10 protein-coding genes and 2 pseudogenes are annotated in these 12,916 nt (G+C 58.9%); 5 read left to right on the forward strand and 7 right to left on the reverse strand.

The annotated features are described in order from the left end of the window. Positions 1 to 301: 301 nt before the first annotated feature. Complete coding sequence (locus P3T23_RS26285) at positions 302 to 1,222, reverse strand: lysozyme inhibitor LprI family protein (protein ID WP_429319032.1); 921 nt, start codon at positions 1,220 to 1,222, stop codon at positions 302 to 304. A 116-nt stretch (positions 1,223 to 1,338) separates the two neighbouring features. Between P3T23_RS26285 and P3T23_RS26290 the strand changes: the two genes are divergently transcribed. Together P3T23_RS26290 and P3T23_RS26295 are read left to right on the forward strand one after the other, a co-directional pair. Continuing rightward, a complete protein-coding gene (locus tag P3T23_RS26290) occupies positions 1,339 to 1,464 on the forward strand; it encodes a hypothetical protein (RefSeq protein ID WP_429319033.1) in 126 nt (41 codons plus the stop codon). Positions 1,465 to 1,802: 338 nt separating this feature from the next. Continuing rightward, positions 1,803 to 2,024 (forward strand): annotated as a pseudogene (locus tag P3T23_RS26295) (IS110 family transposase); the annotation flags it as partial. A 379-nt stretch (positions 2,025 to 2,403) separates the two neighbouring features. Here the strand turns inward: P3T23_RS26295 and P3T23_RS26300 are convergent. The 3 genes from P3T23_RS26300 to P3T23_RS26310 all read right to left on the reverse strand — a co-directional run bounded on the left by P3T23_RS26300 (position 2,404) and on the right by P3T23_RS26310 (position 5,664). Then, positions 2,404 to 3,579, reverse strand: a complete 1,176-nt coding sequence (locus tag P3T23_RS26300; protein WP_429319034.1) for a porin — start codon at positions 3,577 to 3,579, stop codon at positions 2,404 to 2,406. 58 nt (positions 3,580 to 3,637) lie between these two features. Then, positions 3,638 to 4,417 carry an ABC transporter substrate-binding protein gene (locus P3T23_RS26305; protein WP_429319035.1) on the reverse strand — a complete coding sequence of 260 codons (780 nt, stop codon included), beginning with the start codon at positions 4,415 to 4,417 and terminating at the stop codon, positions 3,638 to 3,640. Between the two features lie 74 nt (positions 4,418 to 4,491). Further along, positions 4,492 to 5,664: a M20 aminoacylase family protein gene (locus P3T23_RS26310; protein WP_429319036.1), complete on the reverse strand. Its 1,173-nt coding sequence runs from the start codon at positions 5,662 to 5,664 to the stop codon at positions 4,492 to 4,494. A gap of 158 nt (positions 5,665 to 5,822) precedes the next feature. Between P3T23_RS26310 and P3T23_RS26315 the strand changes: the two genes are divergently transcribed. Beyond that, positions 5,823 to 6,773 (forward strand): LysR family transcriptional regulator, encoded by a 951-nt coding sequence (locus P3T23_RS26315; protein WP_429319037.1) that lies wholly within the window; start codon positions 5,823 to 5,825, stop codon positions 6,771 to 6,773. A gap of 854 nt (positions 6,774 to 7,627) precedes the next feature. On the opposite strand, the pseudogene P3T23_RS26320 reads toward P3T23_RS26315, so the two are convergent. Beyond that, positions 7,628 to 8,727, reverse strand: a pseudogene (locus tag P3T23_RS26320) (IS256 family transposase). 121 nt (positions 8,728 to 8,848) lie between these two features. On the opposite strand from P3T23_RS26320, the gene P3T23_RS26325 reads away from it, so the two are divergent. Further along, complete coding sequence (locus P3T23_RS26325) at positions 8,849 to 9,043, forward strand: amidohydrolase family protein (protein ID WP_429319038.1); 195 nt, start codon at positions 8,849 to 8,851, stop codon at positions 9,041 to 9,043. A gap of 119 nt (positions 9,044 to 9,162) precedes the next feature. Here P3T23_RS26325 and P3T23_RS26330 read toward each other — a convergent pair whose 3' ends face one another. Both P3T23_RS26330 and P3T23_RS26335 read right to left on the reverse strand, forming a co-directional pair. Continuing rightward, positions 9,163 to 10,458: an MFS transporter gene (locus tag P3T23_RS26330; protein WP_429319039.1), complete on the reverse strand. Its 1,296-nt coding sequence runs from the start codon at positions 10,456 to 10,458 to the stop codon at positions 9,163 to 9,165. Between the two features lie 92 nt (positions 10,459 to 10,550). After that, positions 10,551 to 11,744, reverse strand: a complete 1,194-nt coding sequence (locus P3T23_RS26335; RefSeq protein ID WP_429319040.1) for a M20 aminoacylase family protein — start codon at positions 11,742 to 11,744, stop codon at positions 10,551 to 10,553. Here P3T23_RS26335 and P3T23_RS26340 point away from each other — a divergent pair. Further along, positions 11,735 to 12,796, forward strand: coding sequence for a LysR family transcriptional regulator (locus P3T23_RS26340; RefSeq protein ID WP_429319041.1), 1,062 nt, complete (start codon positions 11,735 to 11,737; stop codon positions 12,794 to 12,796). The two genes, P3T23_RS26335 and P3T23_RS26340, sit on opposite strands and share 10 nt — an antisense overlap. Positions 12,797 to 12,916: the final 120 nt, after the last annotated feature.

Genomic DNA, 12,916 nt, shown 5'->3' on the forward strand with positions numbered 1-12,916 from the left:
GCACCAGAACCTGGGTGCCTACCGCTGGATGCTCTCCTCGATCTGCTTCTGGCGCTTGTCGACCTTACAGTTCGAGGTCGTTGTCGATCTGGACAAACGCCACCGACATTTCACCCGGGCGCCGTCGGGCACTCAGGAACACCTCGCGGAACTGATCGTCCTTCACCGCCTGGTCGCGCTTCATTTCGTGCGAGTAGTGTTTCGCTGGCCATCCTGTAGACAAGGCTGGCCGTGAAGCGCGATTCGAACGTAGACCGGCCGCTCCTTGTCGATGAAAACGTAGCGGTCATTCGACATGTCATTACGACCGCATCCGCTTTAGTTCATCGATGCGGAGACGATAGCTTCGTAGAAGACAAGCTTTATCGCCACACCCGTTGCGAGAATTGCGAAGCCATGCCCGTTGATCCGCTCTTAATCGATTCTTGTTGGCCGATACTTTTATCTTTTGATCATAGATTTTTGCCAATGTTTTATCGACATAAGCAAGTTCCGCATCCCCGCATATAAGCTGCGCTTGAACAGTTATGAGCTTGCTGCAATCAAAACTATGCATCAACGCAGGATTCGTCCCATGTTGAGTTTCCAGTAACCCTGGCTTGCATAGCCCTCGCAGAGATTTACACGCGACGTCGCGCCCGGCCCATGCCATGTCTCGCGCACCATATTGCTTGACGAAACGATTGATGCCTGTGTGGCTTACCCCCCTCTGCATCGCATTTGCCGCGATTATTTCGTTACAAAGCGAATCCTCGGCGTAGGTTCGCCCATCGCGCCGGTAGCAACTGTGAAAACCGAGCAGCCCAGTACCAACAACACTTCGGCGTTCCCCAGAAGCGAACAGGATTGAAGCGCAAGCGGACGCGCACCTGGCATTATCTGGAACTACTGTATATACGCGTACTTTATCCATTGCATCGACAACCCGAAAAGCCGCCTCAACATTTCCTCCTGGACTATCTAATACAAGGGCAACGAGTCCTTCGCCATCACGACCAGCCATTTTGGCTAACGCCAGAAACTTCTCTGCATCACCTTCCTGAATCCTCCCTTCCCCGATAACCATTTTCAGCTCAAGTTGTGGTTGGTAGTAGATCTTGAAGTCCATCCCGCGCGCCAGACCGGGAAACATAAACGCAGTGAAACAAAGCCAGGAAAGCAACCGCTGACACAAGCTTTGCGCCGCCGCGTCCTTGGCTGCTGGGTGCTCAGTGCTGCGCATGCACGTCTCCTCGGAATGTCAGAATCACAGCCTCGAATCTGTCATGACCAGTGCAAGGACACAGTAAAAACCTGCTCAGGTATAACCCGTGAAAGGACGTGCATAGAAGCATATTGGTGGACGAGGAAATCGTGCGCTGGATGGCCCGGCGGAAGGCGGTCACGGTGATGGAGATCATCCAGGGCAAGACGATGGTGGCGAAGACCGCCAATCGTTCGATCAGGCGCGCCCTCAGAGATTGAGGGCTGGAAAAATGAATCGAAGACGGGCATAGCGAACGCCCTCACGGCTCTGAATAACGGATATCCCGTCGCACAATACCAACCCCCACCAGTATCGATGAAAGCGGGACGGACTAACTATACAGGGTCGACTGCGGCCGGTCGCGGCAGAGGGGGCTGGGACTAACTAATCGTCACTTATAACGAAAAAAATAGAGGCGGCAATCTGAGGGCAATATGCGTGACATCACGAATAATCAAGCTGCCAATCCAGACACGAAGCCGTTAATTAACGTATCAGATACGAAAAAGATGATCTGGCCCATCAACTGCAGATTTTGCGCGTTGATCGGGATTAGGCCTCCGCCGCCTACGTGCGTACGCTTCTGGTAAGCGGCGCACGCGCCGTGATGGCAAATCTGCGGGATAAGCAAGACCGGCTGAGCCGATGGATCAGAGACCTCGTCGAGCGGCGTGGATACTGGCGCGCGGCGGTGGCCATTGCCGCCATGAATGCGCGGATGGCGTGGGCGGTTTTGAAGTACGGTGATGCTTTCCAACGAGAACCGGTGGAAGCCTGACCGGCACTGCCGCATTGTTCAATCGGACCTTCTCCATGGCGGTCAGAATCATGAACAGATAGAAGATCACTTTGCGCTGCCAACAGTGATGTGAAGTGGGTTGGACCCGCGCGGGGAGTACCTGGAAGATCCTCAAGGTCCAGTTCGTCGACGAAGATGTAATGGACGCCTCCCTCCCGCGTTGGGCGCAGAGGCGCAGCAGGAACGGCGGAGCCCTCGCTGTACCCACTTCATCGCGGGTGATCGACGGCTTTGCCAAGTTGATAGCGATGGACGGGGATGTCAATCGGCCACTGCAAGACGTATGAAATGACAGTTGCCGGATTCCGTGCACGGCGCCGATTGGCGCCGTGCGAACGTCAGGCGGCAATATGCCTCGTCAGAAGTGGTGGCGGATGCCGACACGGCCGACGAACTGGCTGTTCGTCGATGACGGGCCGTATGCATCTGGATTCGCGGCCACTTCGAGGCCCGTACCGGCGGCGGCCTCGCCGTCCGCAACCTTCACGTACCCACCTTGCACATAGACATCGGTGCGCTTCGACAGGTTATAGTCTGCCATCAGGCCGAACTGATGATATTTCGGCTTCGCACTGCCCGACGCGCCTTCGTACTTCGCCTCCGTAAATGTATACATGCCGCCGACGAAGAGCGGATCGTTCACCTGGTACTTCGCGCTCAATTCGAAGTTGTCAAACTTGATCGCCGATGCCGCGCCAAGCGTTGGGCTTGGCGTCAGATTCGCATACTGGGTCGCGGTCGGCGCCTTGATGTCCGAATGCGTGTACACGAAGCCCAGTGTCGTTGACCCAATTACATAGTTGATGCCTGCGCCCCAAACGCGATGGCGTTGCGCGGTCCAGCTGCCGTCCGGTTGGCCGTTCGGGCCGATCGCGACCGCGCCCGCCGACCCGCTATTGGGATTGTCGACGTTGAGGAACGCCGCGGCAGCTGTGAGCGAACCATTCACGTATTGCGCGCCGACGCTTTCCGCGCGATTCAGCGCAAAACTCGATGAATTGCTGAACGCGTAGGTCGCGCCGAACGAGAATCCACCGAACGTCGCGCTGTTGTATTGCACCGCGTTGTTGAGCCGGAAGGTGTTCGACGTATTGTCGTTGTCGTAAGGATGGGCGAAGATCCCACCACCCCAGTTGCCGTTCACAGTCAAACCGGCAAGGTACTCGACTAGCGAATCGTATTGGCGTCCCAAAGTGACGGAGCCCACCGGTGCACTCGACAGACCGACATACGCCTGACGGCCGAACATCTGGCCTTCCTCGCCGAGCTTGCCGTTGTTCACGTTGAAGCCGGATTCGAGAGTGAAGACCGCCTTCAGCCCGCCGCCGAGGTCCTCGGATCCGCGCATACCCCAGCGGGAGCCCTGCGCATCGCCGCTCGACATCACGAACTGATGGTGACCACCGACGTTGTTCGCATAGTCGAGCCCTTCGTCAATCAGGCCGTACAGCGTGACGGTGCTTTGCGCATGGGCGACACCAGCTACGGACATCATCGCGGTCAGCACCGCGAGGGAAGTAATGGTTCTTTTCATAGTGTTAGTCGTTGTTGTTCGAATAAATCAAGGTAATGGGGAACTGTGCTGCGCAACGTCATTCGCCGTAGATGTCAAAATCAAAATACTTGTGGTTGACCCGGCCGTACTCGCCGCTCTTGCGAATGTCGGCGATCGCCTGATTGATTTGCGAGGCAAGTTCGTGGTCGTTCTTGCGGATACCGATCGCCACACCATCCCCGGATACGCGACGATCTGTGACTTCCGCGCCAACGAACGCGAAACCTTTGCCGCGCGGCAACTTGAGAAAACCAAGGTCGGCCTGCACAACAGGCTGGAACGTCGCATCGAGCCGCCCGTTCACCAGGTCCTCATAGACCTGGTCCTGGTTTTGGTACGCCACGATGTTGGCGCCGCCGGGCGCCCATTCCTGTCGCGCGAACGCCTCCTGCGAGGTACCTTGCTGGATGCCGATGCGCTTGCCGCGCAGCGACTCCGCAGTCGGCTGAAGGCTGACGCCCGCGCGGGCGACAAGACGTGACGGCCCGGCGTAAAGTCGATTCGTGAAGTCGATCTGCTCGCGGCGGACCGGCGTCGCGACCATTGCCGACAGCACCGCATCGAACTTCCGTGCTTTGAGTGCGGGAATCATTGCGTCGAAGCTCTGCTCGACCCACTCGCACTTGGCGTGCAGATCCGCGCAGATCGCATTGCCCAGATCGACGTCGAAACCGACGATCGAGCCATCCGGCGCCTTTGACTCGAACGGCGGGAAGGTCGGATCGACGCCGAACCGAATGACCTGTGGACTGCCGGCCATCACGGCACAAGGCATCGCGGCCATCAATACAAAGCTTGCAAATGTCAGTCGTTTCATGGGGGTCTCCTCCCTGTTATGGAACAAAATTGCGCGATGCCACGCGAGGTGGACGCGTTCGGAAAAGCAGATCGCTACGCGAGGAAGCGCTCAACGAGACGTACCCAGTAACTGGCACCGGTCGCAAGAATTGCGTCGTTGAAGTCGTAGTTCGGGTTGTGAACCATGCAGCTGCCTTCGCCGTCACCGTTGCCGATGATCAGGTAGCAGCCCGGACACTGTTCGAGCAGGAATGCGAAGTCTTCGCTGCCAGTCAGCGGCTGGACGTCGTTCAGCACACCGTCCTCGCCCAGCCAGTCGAGCGCGACGCGTCGCGCGAAGTGCGTCATCCCGTCGTCGTTGACAAGCACCGGATAGCCGTCGACCTTGCCAATCTCCGCTGTCGCGCCGTAGACCGCCGCCTGTGCCATCGCGACCTCCGCGATGCGGGTCTTCAAGTAGTGGCGAACCGCAGGCTTGAGCGCTCGCACAGATAGACGCATTACCGCCGAATCCGGAATCACGTTGGGCGCGTCGCCGGCATGGATCGCGCCGACGGTGATGATCGCCATATCGAGCGGCGCGACGTTGCGCGACACAATCGTTTGCAATGCCAATACGATCTGCGCGCAGACGACCACGGGATCAACCGCCTTGTGCGGTATCGCTCCATGACCACCGCGCCCGCTCACGAGGATCTCGAGGTCGTCCGCCGATGCCATGAACGGGCCGGGCAAAAAGCCAAGCTTGCCCGCGGGAAAGCCTGGCATGTTGTGCATCGCGAACAGGGCGTCGCAGGGAAACCGTTGGAGCAGCCCGTCATCCAGCATCCGCTTCGCTCCGGCGCCGCCTTCCTCGGCGGGCTGGAAGATCAGGTTGAGCGTGCCATTGAACGCGCGCGTCTGCGCCAGTTGGCGGGCTGCGGCGAGGAGCATCGCAGTATGGCCGTCGTGTCCGCACGCATGCATCTTGCCGGGGATCGTGCTGGCGTAGGGTAGCCCTGTCCGCTCCTGGATCGGCAAAGCGTCCATGTCGGCGCGCAGGCCAATCCGGCGCTTGCCGTCGCCGACGCGCAGTTGCCCGACTACGCCGGTCCCGCCGATCCCGCGACAGACCGTGTAACCCCACTCGGCGAGCTTTGACGCGACCAGCTCGCTCGTCGCGAATTCCTCGTATGAAAGCTCCGGATGAGCGTGAATCTGCCGGCGCAGCGCAATCATCTCGAGCTCGAAATCGAACGTGTCGCCCAGAATCGGGGTGGTACGCATAGGAGTCTCTGTTTGTTGTACGTGACCGTGAAAGTAGTTGATCCCACAACAGCCGGGTAGGCGTAAAATGCGCACGGTGGCAATTTTTTGTTGTCACCCAGCGTGCCCGCTCAGCGAAGGCATCCGTAATCTCCCCATGTCGAGCGAGTCCCTTCTCATTGAAAGTTCATCAACTCAATGCGCTCATCACCATTGCCGATACGGGCAGCATTCGCGCAGCAGCGCGGACGCTCGGCCTGTCTCCCGCGGCGTTGACCCGTACTATTCGTGACCTCGAAGCGAACTTGCACGTGCCGCTCGTCAATCGCAGTGCGACCGGCATCACCTTTACCGAATACGGCCGATCGCTCATCGTGCATGCGCGGCTCGTCGTTGGACAGATCGCGCAGGCGGAGGCGGAAATCGATGCAATGCGGCATGCACCGGCAGGCAAATTGACGGTAGGTGTAACGCCGTGGGTCGCGTTTGCGTTTCTTCCAGAAACGACCCGCCGCTTTCTGGAGCGGATGCCTGATGTGCAGCTGGAATTCTATGAAGGACTGTTGGGCGTCGTGCAGCCGAAGCTTCGCGACGGCACCATCGATTTCGTGATAGGGCGGCCGGCGCCGGCGACGATGCAATCGGAGTTCAGAAACGTGCCGCTGTTTGTCACGCATTCGACCGTCGTCGCCCGTCGTGGGCATCCGAAGGCACACTCCCGCTCGCTGGCCGAACTCACCGATGCGACGTGGCTGTTGCCATGGGACCTGAGCAGTCAGGATAGCCATGCGCAGATACTGTTCAAGCGGTACGGCCTCAGCGCGCCCAAGCGTATCCACTTCGTTCATTCGCTGGCGATTACGCTCGCTCAGCTGGTCAACTCAGACATGTTGAGCATCTTTCCGTGGCCGCTCGTCGAAATCGACATGGTGCGGGAGCGGGTGTGTGCTTTGCCGATCGGGGAGGATCTCGAGGAAACGTCAGTCGGCATCATTTCGCGGCGTGGGCAGCCGATGAGTTCCGTGGCGGAATGCTTCGTTCAGTGCCTTAGGGACGTCGTCAGCGATGACGTGCGCTCTCAGAATCCAGAGCGGCGGCGGATGTTTCATTCGATCGAAGTGGTAGCTTGAACGGGGGGTGTCGATCCATTCCCTACGACCCATATGCCTATTATCTGCAGACCGATCGAACGGTGATTGGCAAGACTCGGCCGGTTGCCGCCTTTCGACACTTCGGGTCTCGCCTGCCGACCCGTCTGACAACGTTTTCATTGGTCAGAGTGGCACACGAGATGCGAAGAGATCGAGTCTTTCATTACGACGCTTTGTGTTGCACGATCACATGAGCCGTGAGCGTTCGGTCCTTCCAGAATACGGCGTGCACACGCGGTTGCAGGTGGCGCAGCAAATTCGCGTCCACGTTGTCGAATCCGAGCAAAACTGCGGGACTTCGGCCCGTTCCAGCCAACCGCTCTAAGTCTCACAACTATCTCAAGTCGGCGGCGACCGCTGCAAGGCACGAAAGGCCTCTACGTCTCGATGGACGAACGATGAGTTGGTCGAATGTGCTATTGAAGCAACAACGCCACACAGCGGTCTGAACAACGTTACGCGGCTTTGAAGCGATGGAGTATTTCGTGCGGGGAAGCCGACGCGAATTGGAAGTAGCACCATTTTGAGTTACAAAATGGCAGACAGCGTCCAATGCTATGGCGGCTTCGCCGCAAGCGCATTCGATATGCAGGGAGGTGCTCATGAAAATTTGCCTACCGCGGTCGTTCGTAGTTGCTGCGGTGCTTTCTGGATGTCGTCCATGGCGGCGCGTTCGCGAAGACCGAAAGCTCCCATCCCGCATCGGACAAGCAGATTGCTGCACTTTTCGATCGCTGGAACGACACTGAAAACTGGCGACCCGGAGAAGGTCGTGGCGAATTACGCGGAGATACGGTCAAGTCTGGTGTATGAGCGGTTGATGAACGGCGACCTCAGGCGGCGAGTTTCTGCTGACGGGGTTGATCGTCTTGCACCGGTTCGCCGTCCTTGAAGGCAATGCCTTCCAGCAACAGCTTGATCTGTTCGGGGCCGTTGATGCGCCGCCATGTTTTCTCAGCTTCCTCGATCAGTTTGAATGCCAGACCCAGGAAGGTTGGTCGCGACACGCAGTTGCGTGTGCGCGTAGTTCGGTGCCGCACGGTCGCGAACGTCGACTCGATCGCGTTTGTCGTTCGCAAATGCTGCCAGTGGTCGGCCGGGAAGTCATAGAAAGCAAGCAGGCTTTCTCGATCCTTCTTCAACGTCTCAGTGGCCTTCGGATACTTTGCCGCATAGATCGTCACGAACCGATCGAAGGCGGCATGCGCCTCGGCGCGCGTGGCGGCCATCCATATCGCCTGCAGATCTGCTTTAGCTTTGCCTTGCTGCGATTTCGGCAGCGCGTTCAGGACGTTGCCCATCTTGTGGAACCAACAGCGCTGGCCTCGCGTCGCGGGAAACACTTCCTCCAGTGCGGCCCAGAAGCCCATCGCGCCATCGCCGATGGCCAGCAGCGGACCAGCCTGCAGGCCTCGCGATTTCAGGTCGAGCAGCAACGCCTGCCACGACGCCTTCGACTCGCGATATCCGTCGCCGATCGCCACACGCTCCTTGCGCCCATCCGGCTTCACGCCGATGATCACCAGCAGGCATTGCCGGTCTGAATTCTCGCTTCGCAGCCCGGTGTGAATACCGTCGACCCACCAGTACACGTAGCGCGACTTCGACAGATCACGTCGGCTCCAGTTGGCGTGCTCATCGGCCCATTGCGCCTTCAGTCGGCTCACCACATTGGCCGACAGGCCTTTCGCCTCATCACCGAGCAGCACGCTCAACGCCTCGCTCATGTCGCCCGTTGAGCAGGTAACCATTGCGCACCACCGCGCGTTGCCCGTGCAACGTGTTGACGTTTTCGAACTGCTCCCAGCAACGCCGCCAACTCTGCTTCGATCGCCTGTTGAATCACCTGCCGGGCTCCGTGACGGAACAATTCGTCCAGGCCCAGACCGGTTTCCGATAGACCGACAACCGCTTTTTCCGTAAACTTGTTCATGGTGGATGGTTTGTTGTTTGCTGGTTTCCGACTTCGACAATCAGATTCTCAGCTAAAACCTCCACCGCCTTCAGTCTCCCGCCTCAACTCCCCCGTACACCAGATCCAAGCATATCTCCTGATGCAGGCGTACACCCATCACTCCGCATTCAGTCTGCGGTTTGACGATCAGGCCGGGCATATCGCACCTGGCCGCCCCGCGTCGCTCGCGGTGCTGTCACATGACCTCCGCGCGGTGGAATCACATCGACTGGCGGAGGTGGATGTGGCAATGACGCTGTTCGAAGGCGAGGCCGCGTATGGCGGTCTCGATTGAGGATACGACACTTGCCGCGTGTGGAAGACCACGACGGATGCAAACGGTAACCATCCGACGACAGACTCGCCTGAGAGATTGAAGTCGGTTAATGCATGTGCCGGGTCGATACCGTGCCACTACTGCGGCAAGTTCGCGTTGCCGGTCTCGGTAAGCTTGCATGCCGCGACAAGAGAAATCACGAGGCAGGCGATCATGTACCAGGCGGGTGACATCACGTTCCCGGTCACCTTGATCAACCAGGCCGCCAGGAGTTGAGCCGTGCCGCCAAACACCGCCACGGCCACGGCGTATGCACTGCCCAGATAGCCGGCACGCGCATGTTTGGGAAAATTCTCGGGCATGAGCGCATAGGCAGGCGCGGAGCCCATGGTGTAGAAGAACATCATGACAACGACCATGCTGACGACAACCGGCAGTATCGGGTACTGGTTCATCAACCAGAATGCTGGGTAGAGGAGAGCGATAAGCGCAAGGCGCCCGTACACGATCAGCGGTTTGCGGCGCTGGAGCTTATCGGAGAGCGCGCCCCATAGCGGACACAACACCAGCGAGCAGATTGCAGCACCGATTGAGGTCAACATCGAAAGCTTATGCGGTAACTTGAGATATTGGGTTGAGTAGACCGGAATGTAGTAGACCAGCACATACGTGGCGACCGTGGTGCCCATGATGGTAAAGATGACAAGAAACCATTTCCGCACCAGGACCGGGTCAAGAACGGCGATCTTTTGTCCGTGCGCCTGCAGCGGCTCGTCGACCACATGCCTGCGCAGATAGATACCGACTGGCATGATCAGCGTACCGATCAGGAACGGCACGCGCCATCCCCATTCCAGCAACTGGCTGTCCGTAAGCGAATAGGTGAGCAGTGCGGCGGTGCCGGAGCCGAGGAGTGCAGCGGCACCCTGGCTGGCGAGCTGCCAGCTTGCGCGAAAGCCGCGGGCGCCATCCGACCCGGTCTCCAGCAAGGTTGCAGTAGCAGCACCAAATTCGCCGCCCTGGGCAAAGCCCTGCAACAGGCGGGCAGCGATGACCAGCACCGGCGCGGCTAATCCGATCGATCCAAAGCTCGGCGCCAGTCCAATGACCGCCGAGCCAATCGCCATCAGGAAAATGGTCAAAGTCAGTGCTGAGCGGCGTCCCCGCTTGTCGGCATAGTGACCGAGCACGAAGCCACCGAGCGGGCGGGCCAGAAATCCGATGGCAAACGCAGAAAGCGCGAGCAGCGTAGAGACAACCGGATCGTTCGCCGGGAAGAACACTTTGGCGATTGTCAAAGTGAAGAAACTGTAGACCGTAAAGTCGTAAAACTCGAGAAGGTTGCCGACGGTGGCTGCAATGACGATCCGGGTTGCGGAGGTGGACCTGGGCGTGGCTGTGGACGTGGCAGTCGATGTGGGTGTGGCTGACATTCGTTGGGCTCCTGATTCGGGTGCTTCCGATGTGCCGTCCCGGCGTGATACCACGATGGACGGTTCTTTTTTTTGGGGCTATGGGCTGATGCTTATTGACTGGGTGCGAGAAAGCGTTCGACGAGGCGAGTCCAGTAGGCCGCGCCTACGGTCAGGTTCAGGTCATTGAAATCGTAGGACGCGTTGTGCAGCATGGGTACGCCTTCGCCGTTTCCGAGGCGCAGGAAGCATCCGGGCTTGCGTTGCAAGTAGTACGCGAAGTCTTCGCTGCCGGCTATCCGGTCGAATGGATCGATGACACATGCTTCGCCAACCAGTTCTCGCGCCACTTGCGCCGCCAGTTCAGTCTCCGCTGCGCTGTTGATGACTGTCGGGTAACCGGCAACATAGTCGATCTCGACCTCTGCACCATGACCCTCCACAAGCGATTGCGTCAGGGCGCGGATGCGTGTCTCAAGATGCTTGCGCACCTGGGCGTCGAACGATCGCACGCTCAGGCGCAGGTGTGCTTTTTCGGGGATCGCGTTGGCGGCGTGCCCAGCGTTAAATGCTCCCACGGTCACAACGGCCGTCTGCATGGGATCTACGTTGCGCGATACGACAGTCTGGAGCGCGACGATCAGCATCGCACCTATCATCACAGGATCGATCGCCAGGTGGGGGCGTGCCGCATGACCACTGCGTCCGCGTATGACGATGTCTACGATGTCGGAGGCCGACATGAACGGGCCACTTCGGAACATGAAGGTGCCGGCAGGGTAGCCCGGATGATTGTGCAATCCGAAAATCGCATCGCATGGAAACCGCTCGAACAAGCCATCGGCAATCATCCGTTTTGCACCGCTGTCCGAACCACCGATCTCCTCGGCGGGTTGAAACACCAGATGAACGGTGCCGTCGAACCGGCGTGTGCGCGCGAGATGACGGGCGGCGCCCAGGGCCATTGTCGTGTGACCGTCATGACCGCACGCGTGCATCTGCCCCGGTGTGACGCTGGCATAGGGCAGCCCGGTTTGCTCGGCGATTTTCAGCGCGTCCATATCCGCGCGGACGGCCACCGCGCGGCTTGACGACCCGGCTTTCAGCGACGCCACCATACCGGTTCCTGCCAGGCCGCGCGTCACTTCGTAACCCCAACGTTCAAGCGTTTCTGCGACGAAATCCGAGGTCTGAAATTCTTCGTATGCCAGTTCCGGATGCTGGTGCAAACGATGACGAATGTCTTTCAGCTCCGCTGCGAGATCCGTTGTTTCATCGAGGGTGCACAACGTGCAGGTTGATCGCATATTCGCCAGGTGAAGGTGAGTGGGTTCGAGAAATCAGTATCCCAACCCGAAAACTCACGATCAATGACGTTCTCAGGCAGATAATGTTGACCGTGACATCAACATTTTTTTATATGAAGAATGCCTCTGAAGAACCTCGCGTGAGTGGCCCCAACACGCTGACCACCCGCAGCTTGCGGTATCTGCACGAGATTGAGGTTCATGGTGGCGTACGTGCTGCAGCGGACGCCCTGGGCATCAACGCGTCCGTCATCAGCCGGCAGGTGTCGCATCTTGAGCGGGAGCATGGCGTCACGCTGCTCGAGCGACGTGGCCGGCGCGTGGCGCTGACAGAAGTCGGCCTCGGCCTGGTTGAACATTACCGCGAGAGTTGCCGGCGCGACGCCCAGATGCTCGCGCAACTGGAAGACTATCGTGGACTGCGGCGCGGGCGGCTGGGCGTCGGCGTTGGAGAGGGCCGCATGGAGACGCTGATTGCAACCGTGCTTGAACCGTTCAGCGTTCAATTCCCCGACATCATGATCGAACTGCGCAGCGGCACGACTGCGGAAATTGTCACCATGGTGCGCAACGGCGACGTAGATCTGGGACTCTGCACGGGCGGAGGCAACGACCCTGCCATCCGGACTCGCACGTTCCGCGCGGCACCGTGTTGCGCGCTCGTGAGTCCGCATCATCCGCTAGCGGCCAAACGGACTATCCGCTTCAAGCAGCTACAGGGCGAACGCCTGATCTTCATGCCCGCCCACTACAATGTTCAACAATACGTCGACTCGATTCTTCGTGCCGACCGGCTCAATTTGACGCCGTCTTACCGATGCGATCAATTCTCGACCGCGCAAGCGATCGCGGCGGCCGGGTTAGGGGTGGCCTTCATGTCGACGGATGCGGCCAGGCTTTATCTGGAAGCGGGAAAACTCGTGTCACTGGAAATCGACCATCCCATCGCCCGCGAATTCAATAGCCAGGTGATAAGACGCGTAGGCGGGCACCTGTCACCTGCGGCCGAGGCGCTTTGGAAACAACTCATTCAGGCAATGAGAGGTCGCTAGTTTTTTCGCGTCGCTTGGACGCGACTTCGATTTCAGGCGCTTTGCGTTCCGAATCGATCGCGACTTTGAGCGATTCTGTCAACTCATAGTCAGCCGCGTCGGCTAAACCCCTAATACATG

Origin of the sequence: Paraburkholderia sp. GAS448 (genome assembly GCF_050435685.1) — a bacterium.
In the GTDB taxonomy this organism is placed as follows: Bacteria; Pseudomonadota; Gammaproteobacteria; order Burkholderiales; family Burkholderiaceae; genus Paraburkholderia.

Excerpts from the sequence above, each read along its gene's own strand:
- P3T23_RS26285 (WP_429319032.1), bottom strand. The coding sequence starts at position 1,222 with ATGCGCAGCACTGAGCACCCAGCAGCCAAGGACGCGGCGGCGCAAAGC.
- P3T23_RS26335 (WP_429319040.1), bottom strand. The coding sequence starts at position 11,744 with ATGCGATCAACCTGCACGTTGTGCACCCTCGATGAAACAACGGATCTC.
- P3T23_RS26325 (WP_429319038.1), top strand. The coding sequence starts at position 8,849 with ATGCAGGCGTACACCCATCACTCCGCATTCAGTCTGCGGTTTGACGAT.
- P3T23_RS26300 (WP_429319034.1), bottom strand. The coding sequence starts at position 3,579 with ATGAAAAGAACCATTACTTCCCTCGCGGTGCTGACCGCGATGATGTCC.
- P3T23_RS26305 (WP_429319035.1), bottom strand. The coding sequence starts at position 4,417 with ATGAAACGACTGACATTTGCAAGCTTTGTATTGATGGCCGCGATGCCT.
- P3T23_RS26330 (WP_429319039.1), bottom strand. The coding sequence starts at position 10,458 with ATGTCAGCCACACCCACATCGACTGCCACGTCCACAGCCACGCCCAGG.
- P3T23_RS26310 (WP_429319036.1), bottom strand. The coding sequence starts at position 5,664 with ATGCGTACCACCCCGATTCTGGGCGACACGTTCGATTTCGAGCTCGAG.